Here is a 22,165-nt window from a genome sequence, read left to right on the forward strand (position 1 = left end):
GCAGTGAACGGCGCGGCCCGCTAAAGGCCGGGGCCTATGGCATTCAAGCTCCCCGATTTCAATGACCGCGCCAAGGCCGCTGCCGAAGCGCGCAAGGCCAAGCTCGACAAGTTCAAGGCCGCGCCGCCGCCCGATGAAGAGGCCCTGGCCGCCCGCGCCCGCGCGGCACAGAAGCGCGCCGAGCGCGAAGAGCAGCGCAAACTCGAACGCGCCGAACGCGCCCGGCTTGCCGAAGAGGCGCGGATCGCCAAGGAAGCCGAGGCGCTGGAGCGCTCCAAGCAGGCCAAGCTCGAGGCTATTGCTCGCGAAGCGGCCCAGAAGGCGGCGCGCGACGCCCGATACGCGGCGCGGAAATCCAAGGTCCGCTGAAACCCGTTTTCGTCAATGACCAGCAAAGCTGATGAGGCTGCTGGTCTTGAGGCCTTTATCCTGCAGTCGCGCAGCGCCGCCCAGATCGGGCAGATCGATGAGAAATGCAGCCTGGACGATCTCGGCGCCCGCACCCGAGAGCAATTGGGCGGCCGCCCAGGCCGTGCCGCCGGTGGCGATGAGATCATCAACCAGCACTACGCGCTGACCTGATCTGACAAGGCCGTGCGGCATCTCCAGCCGGTCTTCGCCATATTCGAGTGCATAGTTGATGCCCGTCACCTGCCCCGGCAGCTTGTTGCGCTTGCGCAGGGTGAGCAGACCGCAGCCGAAATGATGCGCGAGCGCGGCTCCGAACAGAAAGCCCCTCGCCTCGATGCCGGCGATGAGGTCGGGCCTTGTCTCGATCTGTGCTGCCATTCCGCTGACGGCGGCGTGGAACCCAGCACCATCGAGCAGCAATGTGGTGATGTCGCGGAACTGGATTCCCGGTTTTGGATGATCGGGAATGGTGCGGATCAGGGCGGCAAGATCGTCGCTGGTCATGGGCCGGAGCCTAGGCGGGCGCGCGCCCAAACAAAAGGGGCGGCTGCTCGCGCTACCGCCCCTGATGATCAATGGCTCTTGTTCAGGCCGGCTTGCCCTTCTTCACATCACGCCAGATCTTCTTGTAGCTGAGATAGCCGAGGAAGGTCATGATGATCAGGAAGCCAATGGCGGCGAGCCCGGTCTCCTTGCGGTTTTCGAGCTTGGGCTCAGCCGTCCAGGTGAGGAAGGCCGCAACGTCGGTCGCGTAATTCTCCACCGTCATCGGCGTGCCATCGGTATATTCAACCTGCTCGGCGTCCGGGATGAGCGGCTGCGGCATGGCGATGGCCAGCGAAGCGAACCAGGGATTGTACCAAAGCGTATCGGGCTTGGCGAAATCTTCGGGTACCTCGTCCCGGTAGCCAAGCAGGAGCGACCGGACATAGTTGGTCCCATCGTGACGCGCCTTTGTGATAAGCGACAGATCGGGCGGATAGGCCCCGCCCTGCGCCGCACGCGCTGCCGCTTCATTCGGATAGACGAGGGGGAACTTGTCGGCGGGCGTCGCCGGCCGTGTGGTCGGTTCGCCGTCGGAATCAACATCGGCGACTTCATATTCTGAAGCGATGACCTTGACCTGCTCTTCACCGTAGCCAAGCGCTTCCAGATCACGGAAGGCCACACGGTTGATCGAGTGGCAGGCCGAGCAGACTTGGCGATAGACCTGGAAGCCCCGCTGCAGCTGCGCCCGGTCGAAGGTGCCGGTGACGCCGAGATTGCCGATACCATTGTGGGACCAGACAATTTGCTCCGGATGCTCGTGATGAGCTTTGACGGGATCGTAAGGAGGCTCTTCGCGGGGCTGGACAGCGCCCCAGAGGACGGTGACGCAGAAGAGCGCGCCAAGGCCGATGCCGGCCTTTTGGACGATGGAAAGGGACTGGGCCATTGATGTGGTCCTTATTCTGCGGGCTGCGCGACAGCGCCGCCCGTGCTCTTGCCACCAGCCGCGGCAGCGCCGCCGAACTTCGACAGCACGGCTTCGGAGATCGAGCTGGGCAGCGGCAGCGGCTTCTCAATGCGGCTGACCAGCGGCAGGATGATGAGGAAGTGGGCGAAGTAATAAGCCGTCAGCACCTGGCTCATGAGCACCCAGGGCTCTTCTGCAGGCTTGCCGCCGGCGACACCGAGCCCGAAGCAGACCGCGACGAACACCCAGAACAGCACGCGGTTGAGCGGGCGGAACTTGTTTGAGCGGACCTTCGACGTGTCGAGCCACGGCAGGAAGAAGAGCAGCAGGATGGAGGCGAACATCGCGATCACGCCCCAAAGCTTGGCCGGCACGAAAAGGAAATCCATCGTGAAGGCCCGCAGGATGGCGTAGAATGGCCAGAAATACCATTCGGGAACGATGTGGGCCGGCGTCGACAGCGGATTGGCGGGGACATAATTGTCCGGCTCACCGAGCGAATTCGGCATGAAGAACACGAACGCCGAGAAGAGGATCAGATAAACGCCCAAACCCACGAAATCCTTCGAGGTGTAATAGGGGTGGAAAGGCACGGTATCCTGCTCGCTCTTCACGTCGATCCCGGTCGGATTGTTCGAGCCCGGGATGTGCAGCGCCCAGACGTGAAGAATGATCACGCCGAAAGTGACGAAGGGCAGGAGATAATGGAGCGAGAAGAAGCGGTTGAGCGTGGCATTGTCAGGCGAAAAGCCACCGAGCAGCCAAGTCTGGATCGCTTCGCCGACGAGCGGCAGAGCCGAGAACAGGCCGGTGATAACGGCCGCACCCCAGAAGCTCATCTGACCCCAGACCAGAACATAGCCCATGAAGGCAGTGGCCATCATCAGCAGGAAGATGACAAGGCCAAGCATCCAAAGCGTCTCGCGCGGCGGCTTGTAGGAGCCGTAATAAAGGCCGCGGAAGATATGAATGTAGACGACAGCGAAGAAGAAGCTCGCGCCGACCGCGTGCATGTAGCGGAGCATCCAGCCGCCGTTGACGTCGCGCATGATGTGCTCGACCGAATCGAACGCCACGCCGATGTCGGCGCGGTAATGCATGCCCAGGATGACGCCAGTGATAATCTGGACAACCAGCGCGACGCCGGCGAGAACGCCGAAATTGTAGAACATGTTGAGGTTCTTCGGTGTGGGATACCCTGCACCGACGGCGTTGTAGATGAACCGGGGCAGCGGGAGCTGCTGGTCGAAGAATTGGCCGATACCGGTGGTCGGCTGATACTGCTTGGCCCAGGGAAAGCTCATGGGTTCCTCCTTTAGCCGATGGTTACGGACGTTGGGGTTGTGAAGACATAGGGCGGCACTTCGAGATTGAGCGGCGCAGGACCTTTGCGTGCCCGGCCTGCCGTATCATAGTGCGACCCGTGGCAAGGGCAGAAGTAACCGCCAAAATCGCCGCGGCTTTCGCCCTGCGCTGCGCCCAGCGGAACGCAGCCAAGGTGGGTGCAGACCGCGAGCGTGATCAACCATTGTTCGTTTCCGGGCTTGGTCCGGTCAGCAAGCGTCTGCGGATCACGCAGACCACTGATGTCAACGGCATTGGCCTTGGCAATTTCGTCAGCAGTCAGGTGGCGGGCGAACACCGGCTTGCCCCGCCACATGGTCTTGATGGCCATGCCTTCCTCGATACCGCCCAAGTCCAGGTCGATCGACGCCAGCGCCAGCACGTCGGCAGAGGGGTTCATCTGATTGACGAGCGGCCAGACCACGGCGCCAGCGCCAACAGCGGCCGTGGCTGCCGTGGCGATGTGAAGAAAGTCACGGCGGGTTTCGCCGCCTTCGGGCGGAGATTGAACCGGGGTCTGGGTACTGCTGGCCATTGAGCACCTTTCTCATGAACTTGTTGCTGTCTGTTCAGGGGCAGCGACTGGCAGTCCCCCGCGCGATGATGTCCAATAGCCGTGACACTGCGCCAAAGGCAACGCACTTTTTGTGGACATTTTGGCGCGGTGGGGCGGCGAAATGGGCTTTCACCGCCGGGCGATTTGGCGCTAGACAGCCGTTATGTATACGCTCGATGACCGCCAGACTGCCGCCCAGACATGGTTTCGGGAGGCCCGCGACAGGATCTGCGCCGCGCTGGAGGCGGTGGAGGACGAGCTCGAAAGCGATGCGCCAGCCGGGCGCTTCCAACGCACAGCCTGGAACCGCAACCCCGCAACCACCGAGGACCCCGGTGACGGCGAGGGTGGCGGCGGCGTGATGTCGGTGATGAAGGGCCGGGTGTTCGAAAAGGCCGGGGTGAACATTTCCACCGTGCACGGCGTATTTTCGCCGGAGTTTGCCAAGCAGATCAACGGTGCCGCCGAGGATCCACGCTTCTTCGCCACCGGGATCAGTCTCGTCATTCATCCGCGCAACCCGCTGGTCCCGGCGGTGCATCTCAACACGCGCTATCTGGTGACGACGAAAGCATGGTTTGGCGGCGGGATGGACCTCAATCCAGCGCTGGACGACGCCGCGCAGACCAGCGCCTTTCATGCCGAGCTGAAGGCGCTGTGCGACCGGCATGACCCCAGCTATTACGACAAGCACAGCAAATGGGCGGAGGAGTATTTCTGGGTGCCGCATCGCGGTCGGCACCGCGGCGTGGGCGGCATCTTCTACGACCATCTCGACAGCGGCGACTGGGACCGCGACTTCGCTTATACGCAGGATGTCGGCCGCACCTTTGCCGAGCTTTATCCACGGCTAGTGCGCGAGAAAATGCATTTGCCCTATGACGAGGAACAGCGGGCCGCGCAATTGCGCTACCGGGGCCTGTATGCCGAGTTCAACCTTGTCCATGACCGAGGCACGGTGTTCGGGCTTAAGACGGGTGGCAATATCGAGGCGATCCTGATGAGCCTGCCGCCGCTGGCCCGTTGGGATTGAAACCAGGGATCTAGACCAGCCGCTGGTAGAGATAGCTGGCAAGCGCGGCGCTGCCGATGGCGACAAAGGCGGCGGCGATGGCAGGGACGAGTTGGGCAACAAAACTGCCCAGCACTTTGGCGCCGAAGAGGTTGAAGACACTGCCGATGGCGGCGCCAACGCCGCCGGCCACAAGGCTGAGCCCGACGACGGCGAGCAGCGCCATCAGCAGGAAACCGAAGATCGGCCAGGCCGCAGGTCCCGTTATCTCCCAGCTCTGGCGCAACAGCCCGATCGGTGTGCGCTCGCTGCCGGCAAGGGCGAGCGGTACCGACAGAAAGAAGCGCCCGGTCACATAGATGCCGGGCAGGACCAGCGCGATCGCGGCAAGACCGGTTGGAATGGCGGAGAGCAGCAGCGCACCGAGATAGAGCGGCCAGGCGGCGAAGGCGGCATCAAGCGCGACACGGGGCGGCGATGCGGGACGCATCAGCAGATGGGCGACGGCAAGTTGGCCAAGGCTGCCGATGACCGCCGGCACGACAACCAGCCAGACCATGGTCGCGGCCGTCAGTTCATCGGCTGTCTGCGGCTGGGGCGGGCCGAACTGGCGCAGCGCCATATCGACCAGCAGCGTGAAGGGGGCGACCATCCAGAACAGCAGCGACAGCCGACCGCGCAGCGGTGCTGTCATCCCTTCCCAGATTTCGCTGGTGCGAAGGGGAGCGCGCGGCGGCGGCGGCGTGGCCATGCGGCCAGACCGCCGTTCAGGCCGCCGAAGGCTCGGCGCCGGCCTTTTCGAGCAGTTCGGCCAATTCGCCGGCCTGATACATCTCGATCATGATGTCGGAGCCACCGACAAACTCTCCGCCAATGTAGAGCTGGGGAATGGTCGGCCATTCGGAATAGCTTTTGACGCCCTGACGGATGTCCATGTCGGCCAGCACATCGACGCTCTCGAAGGCGACGCCCAGTCGCTCGAGGATGGCGATGGCGGTGCTGGAAAAGCCGCACTGGGGGAAGATCGGCGTGCCCTTCATGAACAGGACAACCTTGTTCGATTTGACGATCTCATCGATGCGGGCGTGAGCGGGGTCGGTCATTTGGCTCTCCTCTGGTCAGGCGGCGATGGTGGTGAGTTTGAGCGCATGCAGGGCGCCGCCCATGCGGCCGCCGAGCGCCTCATAGACGAGCTTGTGCTGCTTGACGCGGGTGAGGCCCTGGAACTGCGGCGCGGTGACAACGGCGGCATAATGATCGCCGTCACCGGCCAGGTCGGTCAGTTCGAGCGTGGCGCCGGGCAGCGCTGCGAGGATCGCGGCTTCGATTTCAGCGGCAGGCATCGGCACGGGCCTTATTCCTTCTCGATCTGGCCTTGGGCGACAGCGAACTGCTCGGCCAGCTTGGCCCGGATGGCAGCTTCATCGATGCCAGCGGGCGCGAGATCGGCAACGAGCTTGCGCACCACGTCTTCATCGCCGGCCTCCTCAAGATCGGCGAGGACGACAGACTTGGCATAGGCCTCGGCTTCGGTGGCATCGAGGCCGAGGTGGCTGGCGGCCCAGTCGCCGACCAGCCGGTCACGCCGGGCGAGGATGCGGAACCGCGTTTCGGCGTCATGGGCAAACTTGTTTTCGAAGGCGTGTTCGCGGTTATCGAAGGTCGTCATGCCCTAGGCTCCGGTCAATTCGGCTGATGCGCAAGAGATAGGGGTAGCATTGCGGCGGTGCAAGCACCGCGCTATGGAAAGTCATGCCCCGGGGTGCGCTGCTGGCCGTCCCGGGGCTTTGAGATTCGGGCGTGCTGGCACGATGGGCCATGCAGGACCCACCAGGAGAACAAGGCAATGAGCCGACGGCGGCAGATTTACGAAGGCAAGGCGAAGATCCTTTACGAAGGGCCGGAACCGGGCACGATCATCCAGTATTTCAAGGATGATGCGACCGCATTCAACGCCCAGAAGAAGGGCACGATTTCGGGCAAGGGCGTGCTCAACAACCGGATTTCGGAGCATCTGTTCACCGCGCTCGCGACGATCGGCATCCCCACCCATTTCATCCGCCGGCTCAACATGCGCGAGCAGCTGGTGCGCCAGGTCGAGATTATTCCCATCGAGGTGGTGGTGCGCAATGTGGCGGCCGGGAGCCTCGCCAAGCGGTTCGGCATCGAGGAAGGGACCACCCTGCCGCGCACCATTCTTGAATATTATTACAAGGACGATGCGCTGAACGACCCGATGGTGACCGAGGAGCATATCGCGGCCTTTGGCTGGGCCAGCCAGGAAGAGATGCACGACATCGCCGACATGGCGATTCGGGTGAATGACTTCATGGCCGGGCTGTTCGCCGGCGTCGGCATCCGGCTGGTTGATTTCAAGCTGGAGTTTGGGCGGCTTTTTGACGGCGATTATTCGCGGGTGATTCTGGCGGACGAGATTTCGCCCGACGGCTGCCGGCTCTGGGACATGAAAACCAATGAGAAGATGGACAAGGACCGCTTCCGCCGGGACCTTGGCGGCGAAGTGGAGGCCTATCAGGAAGTGGCGCGCCGCCTTGGGCTGATGCCGGAAGACGAGGCATCCGTGCTGGATCTCGACGAGCATCGCAAGACGCGGGGCAAGTGACCCGAGGGCAAGCAAACCGGGGGCAAGTGCTTGCAGTCGGCGCTGGGCGGGATTAAGCGCGGGGCCATGAAAGCACGTGTCACCATTACACTGAAGAATGGCGTTCTCGATCCGCAGGGGCGCGCCATTCAGGCGGCCCTTGGCGGGCTTGGCTTTGAGGGCGTCGCCGATGTGCGCGCCGGGAAGGTGATCGAGCTGGAGCTGGCAGACGGGACCTCGGCCGAGACCATCGACGCCATGTGCCGCAAGCTGCTGGCCAATACGGTGATGGAGAATTACCGGGTGGAGCTGCTGTGAAGACAGCGGTGATCGTCTTTCCCGGCTCCAACTGCGACCGGGACATGGCGGTGGCGCTGGAATCGGTGACGGGGCGCGCCCCGGCGATGGTCTGGCACACCGAGACCGAACTTCCGCAGGGCACTGATCTGGTGGCGCTGCCGGGCGGCTTTTCCTTTGGCGATTATCTGCGCTCGGGCGCGATGTCGGCGCGCGCGCCGATCATGCGCGCCGTGGCCGAAGCCGCCGAGGCGGGCCGGCTCGTGCTCGGGGTGTGCAACGGCTTTCAGATCCTGACCGAGGCGGGGCTGCTGCCGGGCGCGCTGATGCGCAACGCCGGGCTGGATTTCATCTGCCGCGATGTGACGCTGAGCGTGGAGAACAGTCAGACGGTGTTCACCAGCCGCTACGGCGCGGGCGAGCGGGTGACCATTCCGGTGGCGCACCATGACGGGAATTTCTTCGCCGATGAGGGCACGCTGGCGCGGCTGGAGGGCGAGGGCCGGGTGGTGTTTCGCTATGCGGAGGCCGTCAACGGCTCGGCGCGGGACATTGCCGGCATCATCAATGCGCGGGGCAATGTGCTGGGGATGATGCCACATCCCGAGCGCGTGATCGAAGCCGAGCATGGCGGCACCGATGGGCGGCGGCTGTTCGAGGGGCTGGTCGGCGCGCTGGTCGGCTAGATGCCGGTCTTGAACGGGGTGAAGTCCGTCTCCGTATCGTAGACATCAAGGCCCTCGGCCTGTTTGAACCAGCCGACGACCTTGTAGGTGACCGGGGTGAGGGCGGCTTCCCACAGCACTTTCAGCAGATAGTTGGTGGCGAGCACGGTGAAGACGAGGCTCGGCTCCCAGATGCCCCAGAAGGCGAGCGGGTAGAAGATCAGGCTGTCGACGCCCTGGCCGACGACGGTGCTGCCGATGGTGCGGGTCCAGAGATATTTGCCGCGCGTCAGCACCTTCATGCGCGCCATGACAAAGGCATTGGCGATTTCGCCCGCCCAGAAGGCCAGAATGGAGGCGAGGAAGATGCGCGGCACCTGGCCGAAGATGGCCGCGAGCGCCTCCTGCCCCTCATAGCCGTCTGCAGGGGGCAGGGTGACGACGAACCAGCTCATGGCAGCGGCGAAGATCGACGCGGCGAAACCGACCCAGACAACGCGGCGGGCGCGGGCATAGCCATAGACCTCGGTGAGCACATCGCCGAGCACATAGGAGAGCGGAAAGAACAGGATGCCGGCGCCGAAGGTGAGCGTGCCATAAAGCGGAAGTTCCACCTGGGCCGGTTTGGCCGCGCCGATGAGATTGGAGCAGATGAGGATGACGGCGAACGCCGCCATGGCGAAATCATAATAGCGCAGCGGGCGGCCATGAAGCATGGCCGCTTCGACACGCACAACGGCCGGGCCGGCCTCGGAAATCTCGCTGCTGCTTGTCATCGCGCCCCTCGTTTGCGCGACGCTTAGCGAAGCGCGCAGGCTTGCGCGAGTGGGCTTGTGTCGCAGCTTGATATGTTCTTTTTATGTTCTCATTCTGCTAATAAGGGGCCATGGACGAGTCGCGGCCCCTTCGCTGGTTGTATCTGGACCTGAACAGCTATTTCGCCAGCGTCGAGCAGCAGCTGAACCCGGCGCTGCGTGGCCAGCCCATTGTGGTGGCGCCGGTTGATACCGATGCCACCTCGGCGATCGCGGCGAGCTATGAGGCCAAGGCCTTTGGCATCCGGACCGGCACGAAAATCTATGAAGCCAAGGCGTTGTGCCGCGATCTGATCGTGGTGCCGGGCCGGCATGAGGATTATGTGCGCTTTCACCATCTGATCGTCGAGGAGGTGCAGCGGCATGTGCCGGTTCATGCCGTCTGCTCGATCGACGAAGTGGCATGCCGGCTGATGGACAATGAGAACGGGCTGGAGGCGGTCCGTGCGCTGGCGGCGCGTATCAAGGCGGGCATCAGGGCCAATGTCGGCGCCTGCCTGACCTCCTCCATTGGCGTGGCGCCGAACCGGCTGCTGGCCAAGATGGCCGCCGACATGGAGAAGCCCGACGGCCTGACCATTTTGGAGGCGGAGACGATGGCCGCGCGGCTGCGACGGCTGCCGCTGTCGGACATTCCGGGTGTGGGCAAGCGGATGGAAGCGCGGCTGGCGGCGCAGGGCGTGGTCAGCATGGGCCAGCTGCTGGCGCTTGATGCACGCGCGGCGCGGCGGGTCTGGGGGAGCGTGTGGGGCGAGCGGATGCACTGGCTGCTGCACGGCTTTGACCTGCCGGACGCCGAGACATCGAACAGGTCGATCGGGCACAGCCATGTGCTGTCGCCCGACAAGCGGGCGCTACCGGCAGCCAGGCTGGTGACGCGGCGGCTGACTGCCAAGGCGGCAACGCGGTTGAGGCGCGCGGGCAAGCGCTGCGCGCGACTGGGGCTGAGCGTGAAGGCGGAAGCGCGGGCGGGGACCACGCCGGCGCGCTGGAAGGGCGAGGTGAAGCTGACGGCCGTGCTCGACACCCCTGCCCTGCTGAGCGCGCTGGAGCGGCTCTGGCAGCAGATGAGCCAGGAATTTGGCGCGGCGCGGCTGCTGCAGGTGGGCGTGGTTTTGAGCGACCTTTCGGAGGCCGATGCGGTGCAAGGCGGGCTGTTCGATGCGGCGGATCTGGCGGCAGAAACACGGGCGCGCGCGCTTTCGGAAGCAATGGACCGGGTCAATGCGCGGTTCGGGCGCGATGCGGTGCGATTGGGGCATGACCGGCTCGGCGCGGTGAAATCGGCCGGGCCGCGCATCGCCTTCACGCGCATTCCCGAAATGGCGGAATTCCGGGAATGACCAGACCACTTGCGCATCGGCTTGCAATGCCGCATTTGCAAATGCGAATGAAACGCGTCTGGGAGCCGCTCATGGTAAGGAGTTCTTCGGTTTTTGCGGCCTTGCTGTTTGGCACTGCCGCATTGGCACAACCGGCGCCTGGGGTGCCGCAATCGGCGCAGGGGGCACGGCCGCCGGCGCAGCCGACATGGGTTCTGGGTGTGGGCGTGGCGCCGCTCTACACGCCGATCTGGCAGGGCAGCCGTGATATGGGACTGTCGATCTTTCCCGATCTGCGGCTCAACTACCGGGATGACGTGTTTCTGTCGATCCCGGACGGACTGGGGTGGAATGTCGTGAACCGGAATGGCTGGAAGCTGGGGCCTCTGGTGAAGCTGCGGTTCGGCCGTCGCGAATCGACAGGTGGCTCACCCTTTCTGGTGACCGGCGGCAGCGACGCGCTGCTGGGCATGGGCGATGTCGGTCTGGCCGGTGAGGCCGGCGGCTTTGCCCAATACAGCCTGGCACGCGGCAAGCTGCGTCTGCGCGCGGAAGTGCGGCAGGGGTTTGGCGGCCATGAAGGGCTGGTGGCGGATACGACGCTTAGCTGGAACGACGCGCTCGGCGGGGTCCGCTCGGGCTGGCGCTATGGACTCGGGCTGCGCGCGGCCTGGGGTGGCCGGAATTTCACCAACACCTATTTCGGCGTGAATGCCGAGCAGGCCGCGAACACCGGGCTGGCGGTGACGCCAACTGGGGATGGGCTGGTCTCAACCGGGGTGACTGGGTCGATCACCAAGCTGCTCGGCCCCTTTGGGCGGGACGGCGCAGTGACGGTGTTTGTCAGCCATGACCGGCTGGGCGATGTGGTGATGCGCTCGTCGCTGTTGCAGGAGCGTGGCCAGCGCGGGCAGACGGCGGTGGGTCTGTCCTATGGCTATCGGTTCAGCTGGAACTAGTGCAGCTTGAGCTTGGGGCGGACCACCTGATTGACATGGCCGATGACCAGCAGGCTGAGCCCCTTCAGCCAGCCATGGATGGCGAACAGGTGCATCCGGTACAGGCTGACGTAAACGAGCCGGGCGAGGCGACCTTCGATGGCCATGCGGCCACCGACCAGATTGCCCATCAGGCTGCCCACGGTGGTGTAACGCGCGAGGCTGACAAGCGAGCCCTTGTCCTTGTAGATGAAGGGCTTGAGTTCCTTGCCGGCAATCAAGGCCTTGATGTTGTGATAGGCGGTATCGGCCATCTGATGGGCCGCCTGGGCGCGCGGCGGGACCGGCTTGGCGCCGTCTTCCGGGACGAAATAGGCACAGTCTCCGATAGCGAAGATCCGGTCGTCGCGGCTGGTCTGCAGCGTTGGGTGAACGACGAGCTGGTTGGTCCGGGTGGTTTCGAGCCCGCCGATGTCGGCAAGGAAATCAGCGCCCTTCACCCCGGCTGCCCAGACCTTGATGTCGGCAGGGATGCGCTCACCGCTTTCGGTTTCAATGGCATCGGCAGTCGCGGCGGTGACTTTCGTACCGGCGAGCACGCGCACGCCAAGGTCTTCCAGCTCGGCGGTGGCGGCGGCGGCGAGCTTGTCGGGAAGTGCTGGCAGGATGCGGGGGCCGGCCTCGATCAGGGTCACGACGAGGCGCTTCTCGTCGAACACCTCCAGACCGTAATAGCCGAGCGCCGTGGCGGCAGAGTAGAGCTCGGCGGCGAGTTCGACGCCGGTGGCGCCGCCGCCGACGATGGCCACCCGGGCATAGGCCTGCGCTGACGGATCGAGGGTCATCTGCCGCGACACGCGCAAGCACTGGTTGAGCAGCTTGCGGCGAAAGCGGTCGGCATCCTTGCGGCTTTCGAGGCTAAGGCAGTGTTCGCGTACGCCGGGCGTACCGAAATCGTTGGAGACGCTGCCGACGGCGAGCACCAGATAATCATAGCGAATGCAGTGACGGCCGATGACCTCGGAGCCATCATCGTCGAGGATGGGCGCGATGATGATTTCGCTCGCCTCGCGGTCAATCGCTTCAAGCGCGCCGTCGAAATAGCGGTAGCCCCAGCGAAAGGCATGCGCCCGGTATCCGACTTCATCGAGATTGGCGTCGAGGCTGCCCGCGGCGACTTCGTGGAGCAGCGGCTTCCAGATGTGGCTGGTGTTGCGGTCGACGAGGATGATGTCGAAATCATCCTTGTCATAGTGGCTGGCCAGCTTGCGCACCAGCTCGAGGCCGCCGGCACCGCCGCCGACGATGACGATCTGGGTTTTGCGGCCATCGGGCCGGGTGCGGGGCATGGAGAACTCGGAACAACGGGAAGCGAGCGGCTTCAATAGCGGGGGTTTGCGGCAATCGAAAGGCGGCTGTTGGAGAGCGGGCGCAAAGCTTGTAGGGGGAGCCGCATGACTGAGATCACGCCCGAGATTGTTGCTGCGCATGGCCTGACCGAGGCGGAATATGCGCGCGTGCTGGAGGCCATGGGCCGCGCGCCGAACTTGCTGGAACTCGGCATATTTTCGGTGATGTGGAGCGAGCATTGCTCATACAAGTCGAGCCGCTTGCACCTCGCGAAGCTGCCCACAGAGGCGCCCTGGGTGATTTGCGGCCCCGGCGAGAACGCCGGTGTGATTGACATTGGCGACGGCGATGCGGCGATCTTCAAGATGGAGAGCCATAATCACCCAAGCTTCATCGAGCCTTATCAGGGCGCAGCAACGGGCGTGGGCGGCATTTTGCGCGATGTCTTCACCATGGGCGCCCGGCCGGTGGCCAACATGAACGCGCTGCGCTTTGGTGACCCTGAAGCGCCGCGGATGCGACATCTGGTGAAAGGGGTGGTGGCCGGCATCGGTGGCTATGGCAATTGCGTGGGCGTGCCGACGGTGGGGGGGGAGACCAATTTCCATCCCAGCTACAATGGCAATATTCTGGTCAATGCGATGACCGTGGGCGTGGCCCGGGCGGACAAGATCTTCTATTCGGCGGCCGCCGGCCTCGGCAATCCGGTCATCTATGTCGGCTCGAAGACCGGCCGGGACGGGATTCACGGCGCGACCATGGCATCGGCCGAGTTTGACGAGAATTCGGAGGAGAAGCGGCCGACCGTGCAGGTGGGCGATCCCTTCACCGAGAAGCTGCTGATCGAGGCCTGTCTGGAATTGATGGCGTCGGATGCGATCGTGGCCATTCAGGACATGGGCGCGGCCGGGCTGACGTCGTCGAGTGTCGAGATGGCGTCAAAAGGCGGGGTGGGGCTGCGGCTCGACCTCGACCATGTGCCGTGCCGCGAAACAGGCATGACGCCCTATGAGATGATGCTTTCGGAAAGCCAGGAGCGGATGCTCATGGTTTTGAAGCCTGGGCGCGAGGAGTTTGCCGAGGCGATCTTCCGCAAATGGGGGCTGGATTTTGCGGTGATTGGCGAAGTTGTGGAGGGTGGCATGCTGACCATGACCTTCCACGGCGAGACTGTGGGCGAAATTCCGCTTGATCCGCTGGCCGACAGCGCGCCGAAATATGACCGGCCCTGGGTGCCGACGCCGCCGCGCGCACCGCTGGACAATGTGCCGGAAAGTGCGGATGTGGGTGCTGACCTGCTGCGGCTGATGGGCAGCGCCGATCTGTGCTCGCGGGCGTGGATCTGGCAGCAATATGACCATATGGTGGGGGCGGACACGCTGCAGCGGCCGGGCGGCGATGCGGCGGTGGTTCGCGTGCATGGCACGAAGAAGGCGCTGGCAATGACCACCGACTGCACCCCGCGCTATTGCTTCGCCGACCCGCGCGAGGGCGGACGGCAGGCCGTGGCGGAAAGCTGGCGCAACCTGATTGCCACCGGCGCGCGGCCGCTGGCGATTACCAACTGCCTGAACTTTGCTTCACCCCAGAACCCGTTGGTGATGGGGCAGCTTGTGGGGTGCATCGAGGGCATGGCCGACGCCTGCCGGGCGCTGGATTATCCGGTCGTTTCCGGCAATGTGAGCCTTTACAACGAGAGCCGGGCGACGGGCGGCGGGGCGGCGATTTTGCCGACACCGGCTATCGGCGGTGTTGGCCTGCTCGATGACTGGCAGAAGATGATGACGCTGGGCTTCAAGGCTGCGGGCGAGGACATCTGGCTGATTGGCAATGAGGGCGGCCATATGGGCCAATCCATTTGGCTGCGCGAGATCCATGGCCGCGAGGACGGCCCGCCGCCGCCGGTTGATCTGGCAGCAGAGCGCGCTGCTGGCGAATTTGTGGGTGAGCTGATTGCCGGGGGCCTTGTGAGCGCGGTGCATGACGTATCTGATGGCGGCTTGCTGGTGGCGGTGACCGAAATGGCGCTGGCAGGCGGCATTGGCGCCGAAGTGGAAGCGATGAGCGCCGGGGCGGCATTCGGCGAAGGACAGGGACGCTATGTCGTGACGGTGCCGGCGGGAAAAACCCTACCCGAGGGACCTGTGCGAACACGGCGGATCGGCCAGACGGGCGGCGCGGCTGTGGCGGGCGTCGCATTGGCAGCGTTGCGAGCAGCGCACTCGGACTCGCTAGCGGCGATGCTCAAGGGCTGACGACCGCCTTATGGCGACTGGAGTCTGACAGTGCCGAGGCGCAGCGCGTTGAGGACAACGGTAAACGATGATAGCGCCATTGCAGCACCGGCAAACATGGGCGACAGCAATATGCCGGCGACAGGATAGAGAATACCAGCGGCAATAGGCACGCCCAATCCATTGAATAAAAATGAGAAGAACAGATTTTGCCTGATGTTTCGCATCGTCGCTCTGGACAGGACAACTGCGCGGACGATGGCGGACAGATCGCCGCCGACCAGAGTCATGCCCGCACTTTCGATGGCGACATCGGTGCCGCTCCCCATCGCCAGCCCGACATCGGCGCGCGCCAGCGCAGGGGCATCATTGATGCCATCGCCGGCCATTGCAACGATGGCCCCTTCCGCCTTGAGTTCACCGATTATGCGCGCCTTGTCTTGCGGCTTGAGGCCGGCGCGGACATCGTCGATGCCGCCAACGGCTTTGGCAACGGCATCCGCCGTGGTGGGATTGTCGCCGGTGAGCATGATGATCCGCAAGCCTTGGGCCTTGAGCGCGTCGAGAGACGAACGGGCAGTTTTGCGGATTGGGTCGGCGACGGCGAGCAGCCCGGCGAGGGCGCCATCGACGGCGATGAGCATAACGCCGGCACCCTTTTCGCGATGAGATTCGGCCGCGGCGTCGATTGATGCGGGATCGACGCCGACGCGCTGCAACTGGGCGGCATTGCCGAGCACGACTTGCCGGCCATCAACACTCGCGCTGACGCCCAGGCCCGTTTGCGATGCAAAATCGACGACCGCTCCGAGGGACAGCCCGCGCTCATGTGCGGCCTCGACGATGGCTTGCGCCAAGGGGTGTTCGGAGCTTGATTCCACGGCGGCAGCGAGCGCCAGAAGCGTGTCCTCACTGTGCCCGATCGCCTCGATGGTGATGAGCTTGGGCTTGCCCTCGGTGAGCGTTCCGGTTTTGTCGATGACGAGGACATTGACCTTTTCGAGTGCTTGCAGCGCCTCGGCGTTCTTCACGAGCACACCGGCCTGCGCGCCGCGTCCTGTGCCAACCATGATCGACATCGGCGTTGCCAGGCCGAGCGCGCAAGGGCAGGCGATGATGAGCACAGCAATGGCATTGAGCAGCGCATGGCCGAAGCGCGGCTCGGGACCGATAAGAAGCCAGACGATGAAGGTCACGACGGCTATGCACAGGACGGCGGGGACGAACCATGCCGAGATACGGTCGGCCACCGCCTGAATCGGGGCGCGACTGCGCTGGGCGTCCGCGACCATGCGGACGATTCGTGCGAGCATCGTATCGGCACCGACAGCACTGGCCTTGATGATGAGGCTGCCAGTGCCATTGACGGTGCCACCGGTGACGAGCGCATTGGCGTGCTTTTCAATTGGGACCGACTCGCCGGTGAGCATCGATTCATCGACTGGTGAACGGCCTTCGACGACCACGCCATCGACCGGGATGGCATCGCCGGGGCGTATGCGGAGTCTGTCACCAACAGTGATATCGGCGACGGGGACTTCGGTTTCGCTGCCGTCTGCGCCAATCTTGTGCGCGGTTTTGGGGGCGAGATCGAGGAGCGCGCGGATGGCCTTGCCTGTTGCTGCGCGCGCGCGCAGCTCGAGCACTTGGCCAAGCAGGACGAGGGCGATGACCACACCGGCGGCTTCGTAATAGACGGGCACCATGCCACCTTCGAGCTGGAAGGTTGCGGGGAACAGGCCGGGCGCGACAGTGGCTGTGAGGCTGTATGCGAAAGCCGAGCCGACACCGATCGAGATCAGCGAGAACATGTTGAGCCGCCGGGTCTTGAGCGAGCGCCAGCCGCGCTCGAAGAACGGCTTGCCGGACCACAGGACGATGGGCGCGCACAGCGCCAGTTGCACCCATGGCGAGGCAGCAGGGCTGACGATCCGCAGGCCGAGCATATCGGCGACCATCGAGATGAGCAGCAAAGGCACGCTGAGCACGCCTGCGACCCAGAGGCGACGGGTGAAATCAACCAGCTCGGGATTGGGTGCGTTGTCTGGCGCGGGTTCTTCAGGTTCGAGAGCCATGCCGCAAATCGGGCAATTGCCCGGGCCTTGCTGGCGGATTTCGGGATGCATCGGACAAGTCCAGATGGCACCGGGTTGCGCCGAGGGCGCGAGCTTTGGCGCGGGTGAAAGATAGCGCTCCGGGTCGGCGATGAACTTTGCCCTGCAGCCGGAAGAGCAGAAATGCTGTTCATTGCCGTTGTGCGTTGCATGGTGGACGGTGGTTTGTGGATCGACCGTCATGCCGCAGACCGGATCCCGCGCATGCTGGTCGACGTTGCTATTTTTTACGGCGTGATTTTCGATAATGGCCATCGTGCCTGTCTTTCAAAAAGACAGTATAGCATATCTGACTGTTTCGTGTGCGGTGCAGCGACCAGCCCAATTTGGGATCAGCCGAAATCGAGGCCGATATCGGCGGATGGCGCGCTTTGGGTGATGCGGCCGACGCTGATGAAATTGACGCCGGTTTGGGCGATGGCGCGGATGGTCTGGAGGGTGACCCCGCCCGAGGCTTCGGCAGGTACGCGGCCTGCGATGATGGCGAGCGCTTCGCGGAGCATGGGTGGGCCCATATTGTCGAGCAGCAGGCGATCGGCACCGGCGGCGAGCGCCTGCTCGATCTGATCGAGTGTATCGACTTCGACGACGATGTTTTGCAGCCCTGCCGCGTGCGCGGCGGCGACGGCGGCGTGGACCGAGCCGGCCACTGCGATGTGATTGTCCTTGATGAGCACGCCGTCATCGAGGCGAAGGCGGTGGTCGGTGGCACCGCCCTGTTTTGTGGCGTATTTTTCGAGGAGGCGCAGGCCGGGGTGGGTTTTGCGCGTGTCGAGCAGGGTTGTGCTGGTGCCGGCGATGGCATCGACATATTTGCGGGTTTCGTTGGCGATGCCGCTCAAGTGCTGGACGGTGTTGAGCGCGCTGCGCTCGGCGGCGAGCACGGCGCGGGCGTTGCCGTGAATGGTCATCAAGGTGGTACCGGGGGCGGCGGCGGCACCTTCGGGCACGTGCACGTCGATTTGGGCTGAAGGATCGAGGGCCTGGAAGAAAGCAGCCGCCAGCGGCAGGCCGGCGACGATGATCTGATCGCGGCTGTTCATGGTGGCGGTCAGCGTGGCGCTGGCAGGGATGGTGGCGGCCGACGTGATGTCCCCGCCCTGTCCCAGATCTTCGGCGAGCGTGGCAACGATGAAGGCCTTGGTGTCGAAGCCTTCGACGAGCACAGGAAAATCAATCGCCACGGATGGGGACCGGCGAGACGGCGGCGGACATTTCGAGCATACGATCGAGACTCACCTTGGCCCGCAGGCGGACATCTTCGGGAACGGTGATTTCGGGCTTCAGATCGCGCAGCGCCATGTGCAGCTTTTCCAGCGTGTTGAGCGCCATATAGGGGCACATGTTGCAGCCGCAATTGCCATCAGCCCCCGGCGCGCCGATGAAGGTCTTGTGCGGGGCTTTCAGCTGCATCTGGTGGATGATGTTCGGCTCAGTGGCGACAATGAGCACCGGCTCGGGCGAGTTGAGCGCATAGTTCAGGATGCCCGAAGTGGCGCCAACATAATGGGCCAGATCGAGGATGGCCGCCGGGCATTCGGGGTGCGCCAGCACGGGGGCCGCCGGATGTTGCGCTTTCAGCTTGAGCAGTTCGGTCACCGAAAAGCGCTCATGGACGATGCACGAGCCATCCCAGAGCAGCATGTCGCGCCCGGTCTTGCGGTTGAGCCACGCGCCGAGATGCTTGTCGGGCGCGAACAGGATCTTCTGGTCGGCGGGCAGCTGGTTGATAATCTTCTCGGCCGAGGAAGAGGTGACGATGATGTCGGACTCGGCCTTCACCGCTGCCGAGCAATTGATGTAGGTCAGGCTGAGATGGTCCGGGTGCGCGCGGCGAAAGGCGGCGAACTGCTCGGGCGGGCAGCTGTCTTCAAGGCTGCACCCGGCCTTGAGGTCGGGCAGCACGACGGTCTTGTCAGGCGAAAGGATCTTGGCGACTTCGGCCATGAACTTGACGCCGCAAAAGGCGATGACATCAGCATCGGTCGCAGCCGCCTTGCGGCTGAGATCGAGACTGTCGCCCACAAAATCGGCAAGGTCCTGGATTTCAGGGTCTTGGTAATAGTGCGCCAGAATGACCGCGTTCTTCTCGCGCGCGAGACGCCTGATCTCCGCCTTGATGTCGGTGGCGGGCGCGCCTGCGCCGAGCGGGTTGAGCCTTGCGTCCATGTTCAGTCCTCAGTGACCTGTGGGCCGCGCGTTTTACGGGGTGGCGCGACAAATGTCACTTTCACCTTTGTGTCGGGGTGGCCGGCGGTGGCGAGCGGCAGGCGGAACATTTCGCCGATCACATCGCGCGCGGCATCATCGGCAAGGTCGACCAGCACACGCGCAGCGGCCTGCTCACGCATCGTCGCGGCCACGGCCTTGCGATTGGCCTCGTCAAAGGCCGCTTCGACATCGGTGACGGCAAGCAGAAAGGCCCCGTCCTTGTATTCGACAGCACGGGCCAGATCGACCTCGGGGCCGGCAATCTGAGGGCGCGGCGCGAAAATCGTCAGGCTGTTTTCAGCCCGGTTCCAGCGCATGTCATCAAGGCTCAGGCCCGAAAGATCGACCTCGTAGCGAATCGTGCCGGGGATGATCAGGGTCTTCGAGGCCTTGATGAGGCCGCCGAGACGCGACGTGCGCGACGTGATGGTGGCGTTGAGGCGCGCGGTGAAAACGGTGAGACGCGCCTCACGCTTGACCGCTGTGAGTGTCGCGTCGGCCACCGAGAGCACATCGGGGCGGCCGCCGAGCCAGGATGGCAAGCGCTCGGGAAGCTGGTTGACCGCAAGAAAGGCCAGCACCAGGCCAAGCACGAGACCGAGACCAAGGCGGATCATGCGCGTTTCCAGAGACTGTCGGCACCCGCCATGACAAGGCCGCGCGCTTGCAGGTCGATCAGATGGGCGAGGACCGAGCGGCCGGCGGCGGGATGAAGCCGCTTGTCGACGCCGGCATACATTTTGGCGACCATGTCGGGGATGGCTTGAGAACCGGCCTCAAGATGCCCGAGAATCTGGTTTTCGCGCTGCTTCCTGTGTGTGATCAGGCCGCGCACGAAGCGCTGCGGGTCGCTCACGGCATCCCCGTGGGTGGGATGATAGACAAGGTCATCGCGCTCCAGCAGCTTCTTGAGGCTGGCCATATAGTCGGTCATGTTGCCGTCGGGCGGGGCGACGACGGTGGTCGACCAGCCCATGACATGATCGCCCGTGAACAGCGCCTTCTCCTGCGCCAGAGCAAAACACAGATGGTTGCTGGTGTGGCCCGGCGTGGCGACCGCGCTCAGCGTCCAGCCGGGGCCGGACACGCTGTCACCCTCCTGCATCACCCTGTCAGGCGCATAGGTGGCATCGAAGCCGGCATCCGCCCGCGGGCCATCATCCGCCAGCGCCAGCGGGGCACAGCCGATAATCTCGGCCCCTGTGGCCGCCTTCAGCGCGGGCGCGGCCGGACTATGGTCGAGATGCGTGTGGGTGATGAGGATGTGGCTGACGGTTTCATCTGCCAGGCTCTTGATCAGCGCGTCGACATGTGCCGGATCGGCGGGGCCAGGGTCGATGACCGCGACGGTGCCGCTCCCGACGATGAAGGTGCCGGTGCCGGTATAGGTGAAGGGAGACGGATTGTGCGCAAGCAGGCGACGGACGAGCGGCGTGCGCGAGACAAGACGGCCCCAGGCGGCGGAATCGGGGTGGGCAGCGAGGTCCATCTGCGCCTTTTGGCAGGGCTGGGGTCGCTTGGGAAGGTTGCAGCACGACAAGGGCGGGCGTAGCAGGACAGCTTGTCGGAACGGCGAACCAAAGGGTCGATCATGCAGCAGTTTGACGTGGCAATCGTGGGCGGCGGGCATGCCGGCGCGCAGGCGGCGATCGCGCTCAGGCAGCGGGGTTTTGCAGGCACGCTGGCGATTGTCGGCGAAGAAGCCGAACTGCCCTATGAACGCCCGCCGCTGTCAAAGGACTTTCTGGCTGGCGACAAGGACTTCGAGCGGATGTTGCTGCGTCCACAAGCCTTTTGGGATGAGCGCACCGTGACAATGCTCGGCGGCCGGCGCGTCGAGCGAGTTGATGCGGCAGCGCATGTCCTGCATTGCGGCGACGGCAGCACAATCGGCTATGGCGCGCTCATCTGGGCAACGGGTGGACGCGCGCGGCGGCTGGCCTGCCCCGGCGCCGAGCTGAATGGGCAGCATGTCGTGCGGAGCCACGCCGATGTTGTGGCGCTGAAGGCCGCGCTGGACGGCGGCGCCAGACGCGTGGTCATCGTCGGCGGCGGCTATATCGGGCTGGAGACTGCGGCCGTGCTGGTGAAACAAGGCCATCACGTGACCGTGATCGAGGCGATGACCCGGCTGCTGGCGCGGGTGGCGGGGCCGGAGATCGGCGATTTCTACGCCGAGCGGCACCGGGCAGCGGGTGTCGATGTGCGGCTGGCCGCCAGCGTGGCAGCGCTGGAAGGCGCGGAGGGGCAGGTCACAGGCGTCGTGCTGGCGGACAATGAGGTGGTGCCGGCCGATATGGTGGTCGTGGGCATCGGCATCGAGCCCGAAGCCGAAGCGCTGCTGTCGGCGGGCGCGCAGGGCGCAGACTGTGGCGGCGTGCGGGTCGATGAATTCTGCCGGACATCGCTTGCTGACGTGTTCGCGATCGGCGACGTGGCTGCGCATGCCAATGCCTTCGCCGATAGCGCCATCATCCGGCTCGAAATCGGTGCAGAATGCCAATGACATGGCAGGCGTGGTGGCGAAGGGACTGACTGGCGAGCCGACGCCCTATCACGCCGTGCCATGGTTCTGGTCCAACCAATATGACCTGCGGCTTCAGACGGTCGGTCTGTCCATGGGGCATGACGGGGCAGTGCTGCGCGGCGAGCCGTCGTCGGGCGCTTTCAGCCTTGTCTATCTGCGCGGGAAGCGCGTGGTCGCGCTCGACTGTGTCAACATGGTTCGCGATTATGTGCAAGGCAAGGCGCTGATCGAGCGCGGCATCGAAGTCGACCCGGCGACGCTGGCCGACACGGCGATCACCCTCAAGAGCCTGCTGCCGGGCTGATCGGCCT

At 64.3% G+C, this 22,165-nt stretch carries 23 protein-coding genes and 1 pseudogene; 9 read left to right on the plus strand and 15 right to left on the minus strand.

Annotated elements, in window-relative coordinates:
- Positions 1 to 36 precede the first annotated feature (36 nt).
- Complete coding sequence (locus ACMVO5_RS05685) at positions 37 to 369, plus strand: DUF6481 family protein (RefSeq protein WP_416909093.1); 333 nt, start codon at positions 37 to 39, stop codon at positions 367 to 369.
- Positions 370 to 381: 12 nt separating this feature from the next.
- Here ACMVO5_RS05685 and ACMVO5_RS05690 read toward each other — a convergent pair whose 3' ends face one another.
- From ACMVO5_RS05690 to petA, 4 genes are all read right to left on the minus strand, one after another.
- Positions 382 to 915 (minus strand): adenine phosphoribosyltransferase, encoded by a 534-nt coding sequence (locus tag ACMVO5_RS05690; RefSeq protein ID WP_416909094.1) that lies wholly within the window; start codon positions 913 to 915, stop codon positions 382 to 384.
- A gap of 82 nt (positions 916 to 997) precedes the next feature.
- A complete protein-coding gene (locus tag ACMVO5_RS05695; RefSeq protein ID WP_416909095.1) occupies positions 998 to 1,846 on the minus strand; it encodes a cytochrome c1 in 849 nt (282 codons plus the stop codon).
- Between the two features lie 11 nt (positions 1,847 to 1,857).
- Positions 1,858 to 3,171, minus strand: a complete 1,314-nt coding sequence (locus tag ACMVO5_RS05700; protein ID WP_416909096.1) for a cytochrome b — start codon at positions 3,169 to 3,171, stop codon at positions 1,858 to 1,860.
- Positions 3,172 to 3,182: 11 nt separating this feature from the next.
- Entirely contained in the window at positions 3,183 to 3,746 is a 564-nt protein-coding gene (petA, locus tag ACMVO5_RS05705; RefSeq protein WP_416909097.1) for a ubiquinol-cytochrome c reductase iron-sulfur subunit, read from the minus strand.
- 184 nt (positions 3,747 to 3,930) lie between these two features.
- Here petA and hemF point away from each other — a divergent pair, with 184 nt between their 5' ends.
- Positions 3,931 to 4,800 (plus strand): oxygen-dependent coproporphyrinogen oxidase, encoded by an 870-nt coding sequence (hemF, locus tag ACMVO5_RS05710; protein ID WP_416909098.1) that lies wholly within the window; start codon positions 3,931 to 3,933, stop codon positions 4,798 to 4,800.
- A 10-nt stretch (positions 4,801 to 4,810) separates the two neighbouring features.
- Here hemF and ACMVO5_RS05715 read toward each other — a convergent pair whose 3' ends face one another.
- The 4 genes from ACMVO5_RS05715 to ACMVO5_RS05730 all read right to left on the minus strand — a co-directional run bounded on the left by ACMVO5_RS05715 (position 4,811) and on the right by ACMVO5_RS05730 (position 6,448).
- Complete coding sequence (locus ACMVO5_RS05715; protein ID WP_416909099.1) at positions 4,811 to 5,473, minus strand: hypothetical protein; 663 nt, start codon at positions 5,471 to 5,473, stop codon at positions 4,811 to 4,813.
- Between the two features lie 73 nt (positions 5,474 to 5,546).
- The gene (grxD, locus tag ACMVO5_RS05720; protein ID WP_416909100.1) at positions 5,547 to 5,882 is read right to left on the minus strand and encodes a Grx4 family monothiol glutaredoxin; all 336 of its coding nucleotides are present in this window, start codon (positions 5,880 to 5,882) and stop codon (positions 5,547 to 5,549) included.
- A 15-nt stretch (positions 5,883 to 5,897) separates the two neighbouring features.
- Positions 5,898 to 6,128 (minus strand): BolA/IbaG family iron-sulfur metabolism protein, encoded by a 231-nt coding sequence (locus tag ACMVO5_RS05725; protein ID WP_416909101.1) that lies wholly within the window; start codon positions 6,126 to 6,128, stop codon positions 5,898 to 5,900.
- Between the two features lie 5 nt (positions 6,129 to 6,133).
- A complete protein-coding gene (locus tag ACMVO5_RS05730) occupies positions 6,134 to 6,448 on the minus strand; it encodes a DUF1476 domain-containing protein (RefSeq protein ID WP_416909102.1) in 315 nt (104 codons plus the stop codon).
- A 177-nt stretch (positions 6,449 to 6,625) separates the two neighbouring features.
- On the opposite strand from ACMVO5_RS05730, the gene purC reads away from it, so the two are divergent.
- From purC to purQ, 3 genes are all read left to right on the plus strand, one after another.
- Complete coding sequence (gene purC, locus ACMVO5_RS05735; protein ID WP_416909103.1) at positions 6,626 to 7,402, plus strand: phosphoribosylaminoimidazolesuccinocarboxamide synthase; 777 nt, start codon at positions 6,626 to 6,628, stop codon at positions 7,400 to 7,402.
- A 66-nt stretch (positions 7,403 to 7,468) separates the two neighbouring features.
- A complete protein-coding gene (gene purS / locus ACMVO5_RS05740) occupies positions 7,469 to 7,699 on the plus strand; it encodes a phosphoribosylformylglycinamidine synthase subunit PurS (protein ID WP_416909104.1) in 231 nt (76 codons plus the stop codon).
- On the plus strand, positions 7,696 to 8,364 hold the full coding sequence (purQ, locus tag ACMVO5_RS05745; RefSeq protein WP_416909105.1) for a phosphoribosylformylglycinamidine synthase subunit PurQ: 669 nt from the start codon (positions 7,696 to 7,698) through the stop codon (positions 8,362 to 8,364). The genes purS and purQ overlap by 4 nt, the downstream gene beginning before the upstream one ends.
- Here purQ and ACMVO5_RS05750 read toward each other — a convergent pair.
- A complete protein-coding gene (locus ACMVO5_RS05750; protein ID WP_416909106.1) occupies positions 8,361 to 9,119 on the minus strand; it encodes a queuosine precursor transporter in 759 nt (252 codons plus the stop codon). The genes purQ and ACMVO5_RS05750 overlap by 4 nt on opposite strands.
- A 110-nt stretch (positions 9,120 to 9,229) precedes the next feature.
- Here ACMVO5_RS05750 and ACMVO5_RS05755 point away from each other — a divergent pair, with 110 nt between their 5' ends.
- On the plus strand, positions 9,230 to 10,501 hold the full coding sequence (locus tag ACMVO5_RS05755) for a type VI secretion protein ImpB (RefSeq protein WP_416909107.1): 1,272 nt from the start codon (positions 9,230 to 9,232) through the stop codon (positions 10,499 to 10,501).
- 71 nt (positions 10,502 to 10,572) lie between these two features.
- Entirely contained in the window at positions 10,573 to 11,439 is an 867-nt protein-coding gene (locus ACMVO5_RS05760; RefSeq protein ID WP_416909108.1) for a MipA/OmpV family protein, read from the plus strand.
- Here ACMVO5_RS05760 and ACMVO5_RS05765 read toward each other — a convergent pair.
- Positions 11,436 to 12,767: an NAD(P)/FAD-dependent oxidoreductase gene (locus ACMVO5_RS05765; RefSeq protein ID WP_416909109.1), complete on the minus strand. Its 1,332-nt coding sequence runs from the start codon at positions 12,765 to 12,767 to the stop codon at positions 11,436 to 11,438. The two genes, ACMVO5_RS05760 and ACMVO5_RS05765, sit on opposite strands and share 4 nt — an antisense overlap.
- A 105-nt stretch (positions 12,768 to 12,872) precedes the next feature.
- Here ACMVO5_RS05765 and purL point away from each other — a divergent pair, with 105 nt between their 5' ends.
- Complete coding sequence (gene purL / locus ACMVO5_RS05770) at positions 12,873 to 15,023, plus strand: phosphoribosylformylglycinamidine synthase subunit PurL (protein WP_416909110.1); 2,151 nt, start codon at positions 12,873 to 12,875, stop codon at positions 15,021 to 15,023.
- An 8-nt stretch (positions 15,024 to 15,031) separates the two neighbouring features.
- On the opposite strand, the gene ACMVO5_RS05775 is transcribed toward purL, so the two are convergent.
- The 5 genes from ACMVO5_RS05775 to ACMVO5_RS05795 all read right to left on the minus strand — a co-directional run bounded on the left by ACMVO5_RS05775 (position 15,032) and on the right by ACMVO5_RS05795 (position 20,816).
- Positions 15,032 to 17,299, minus strand: coding sequence for a heavy metal translocating P-type ATPase (locus ACMVO5_RS05775; RefSeq protein ID WP_416909312.1), 2,268 nt, complete (start codon positions 17,297 to 17,299; stop codon positions 15,032 to 15,034).
- 149 nt (positions 17,300 to 17,448) lie between these two features.
- Positions 17,449 to 18,300, minus strand: coding sequence for a carboxylating nicotinate-nucleotide diphosphorylase (gene nadC, locus ACMVO5_RS05780; protein WP_416909111.1), 852 nt, complete (start codon positions 18,298 to 18,300; stop codon positions 17,449 to 17,451).
- Positions 18,290 to 19,285 carry a quinolinate synthase NadA gene (nadA, locus tag ACMVO5_RS05785; RefSeq protein WP_416909112.1) on the minus strand — a complete coding sequence of 332 codons (996 nt, stop codon included), beginning with the start codon at positions 19,283 to 19,285 and terminating at the stop codon, positions 18,290 to 18,292. The genes nadC and nadA overlap by 11 nt, the downstream gene beginning before the upstream one ends.
- A gap of 2 nt (positions 19,286 to 19,287) precedes the next feature.
- Positions 19,288 to 19,944 carry a DUF4230 domain-containing protein gene (locus ACMVO5_RS05790; protein WP_416909113.1) on the minus strand — a complete coding sequence of 219 codons (657 nt, stop codon included), beginning with the start codon at positions 19,942 to 19,944 and terminating at the stop codon, positions 19,288 to 19,290.
- The gene (locus ACMVO5_RS05795; protein ID WP_416909114.1) at positions 19,941 to 20,816 is read right to left on the minus strand and encodes an MBL fold metallo-hydrolase; all 876 of its coding nucleotides are present in this window, start codon (positions 20,814 to 20,816) and stop codon (positions 19,941 to 19,943) included. Before ACMVO5_RS05795 ends, ACMVO5_RS05790 begins: the two co-directional genes overlap by 4 nt.
- A 102-nt stretch (positions 20,817 to 20,918) precedes the next feature.
- On the opposite strand from ACMVO5_RS05795, the pseudogene ACMVO5_RS05800 reads away from it, so the two are divergent.
- A pseudogene (locus ACMVO5_RS05800) lies at positions 20,919 to 22,158 on the plus strand (NAD(P)/FAD-dependent oxidoreductase).
- Positions 22,159 to 22,165: the final 7 nt, after the last annotated feature.

The organism is Polymorphobacter sp. (assembly GCF_048007885.1).
GTDB lineage: Bacteria > Pseudomonadota > Alphaproteobacteria > Sphingomonadales > Sphingomonadaceae > Sandarakinorhabdus.

What these genes read in the sequence shown, in the direction of transcription:
- purS (WP_416909104.1), top strand. Translation starts at nt 7,469, where the DNA reads ATGAAAGCACGTGTCACCATTACACTGAAGAATGGCGTTCTCGATCCG.
- ACMVO5_RS05775 (WP_416909312.1), bottom strand. Translation starts at nt 17,299, where the DNA reads ATGACGGTCGATCCACAAACCACCGTCCACCATGCAACGCACAACGGC.
- grxD (WP_416909100.1), bottom strand. Translation starts at nt 5,882, where the DNA reads ATGACCGACCCCGCTCACGCCCGCATCGATGAGATCGTCAAATCGAAC.
- ACMVO5_RS05760 (WP_416909108.1), top strand. Translation starts at nt 10,573, where the DNA reads ATGGTAAGGAGTTCTTCGGTTTTTGCGGCCTTGCTGTTTGGCACTGCC.
- ACMVO5_RS05750 (WP_416909106.1), bottom strand. Translation starts at nt 9,119, where the DNA reads ATGACAAGCAGCAGCGAGATTTCCGAGGCCGGCCCGGCCGTTGTGCGT.
- ACMVO5_RS05790 (WP_416909113.1), bottom strand. Translation starts at nt 19,944, where the DNA reads ATGATCCGCCTTGGTCTCGGTCTCGTGCTTGGCCTGGTGCTGGCCTTT.
- petA (WP_416909097.1), bottom strand. Translation starts at nt 3,746, where the DNA reads ATGGCCAGCAGTACCCAGACCCCGGTTCAATCTCCGCCCGAAGGCGGC.
- ACMVO5_RS05700 (WP_416909096.1), bottom strand. Translation starts at nt 3,171, where the DNA reads ATGAGCTTTCCCTGGGCCAAGCAGTATCAGCCGACCACCGGTATCGGC.
- purL (WP_416909110.1), top strand. Translation starts at nt 12,873, where the DNA reads ATGACTGAGATCACGCCCGAGATTGTTGCTGCGCATGGCCTGACCGAG.
- ACMVO5_RS05765 (WP_416909109.1), bottom strand. Translation starts at nt 12,767, where the DNA reads ATGCCCCGCACCCGGCCCGATGGCCGCAAAACCCAGATCGTCATCGTC.
- purC (WP_416909103.1), top strand. Translation starts at nt 6,626, where the DNA reads ATGAGCCGACGGCGGCAGATTTACGAAGGCAAGGCGAAGATCCTTTAC.
- ACMVO5_RS05690 (WP_416909094.1), bottom strand. Translation starts at nt 915, where the DNA reads ATGACCAGCGACGATCTTGCCGCCCTGATCCGCACCATTCCCGATCAT.
- ACMVO5_RS05695 (WP_416909095.1), bottom strand. Translation starts at nt 1,846, where the DNA reads ATGGCCCAGTCCCTTTCCATCGTCCAAAAGGCCGGCATCGGCCTTGGC.
- ACMVO5_RS05730 (WP_416909102.1), bottom strand. Translation starts at nt 6,448, where the DNA reads ATGACGACCTTCGATAACCGCGAACACGCCTTCGAAAACAAGTTTGCC.
- ACMVO5_RS05755 (WP_416909107.1), top strand. Translation starts at nt 9,230, where the DNA reads ATGGACGAGTCGCGGCCCCTTCGCTGGTTGTATCTGGACCTGAACAGC.
- nadA (WP_416909112.1), bottom strand. Translation starts at nt 19,285, where the DNA reads ATGGACGCAAGGCTCAACCCGCTCGGCGCAGGCGCGCCCGCCACCGAC.
- ACMVO5_RS05715 (WP_416909099.1), bottom strand. Translation starts at nt 5,473, where the DNA reads ATGACAGCACCGCTGCGCGGTCGGCTGTCGCTGCTGTTCTGGATGGTC.
- hemF (WP_416909098.1), top strand. Translation starts at nt 3,931, where the DNA reads ATGTATACGCTCGATGACCGCCAGACTGCCGCCCAGACATGGTTTCGG.
- ACMVO5_RS05685 (WP_416909093.1), top strand. Translation starts at nt 37, where the DNA reads ATGGCATTCAAGCTCCCCGATTTCAATGACCGCGCCAAGGCCGCTGCC.
- ACMVO5_RS05795 (WP_416909114.1), bottom strand. Translation starts at nt 20,816, where the DNA reads ATGGACCTCGCTGCCCACCCCGATTCCGCCGCCTGGGGCCGTCTTGTC.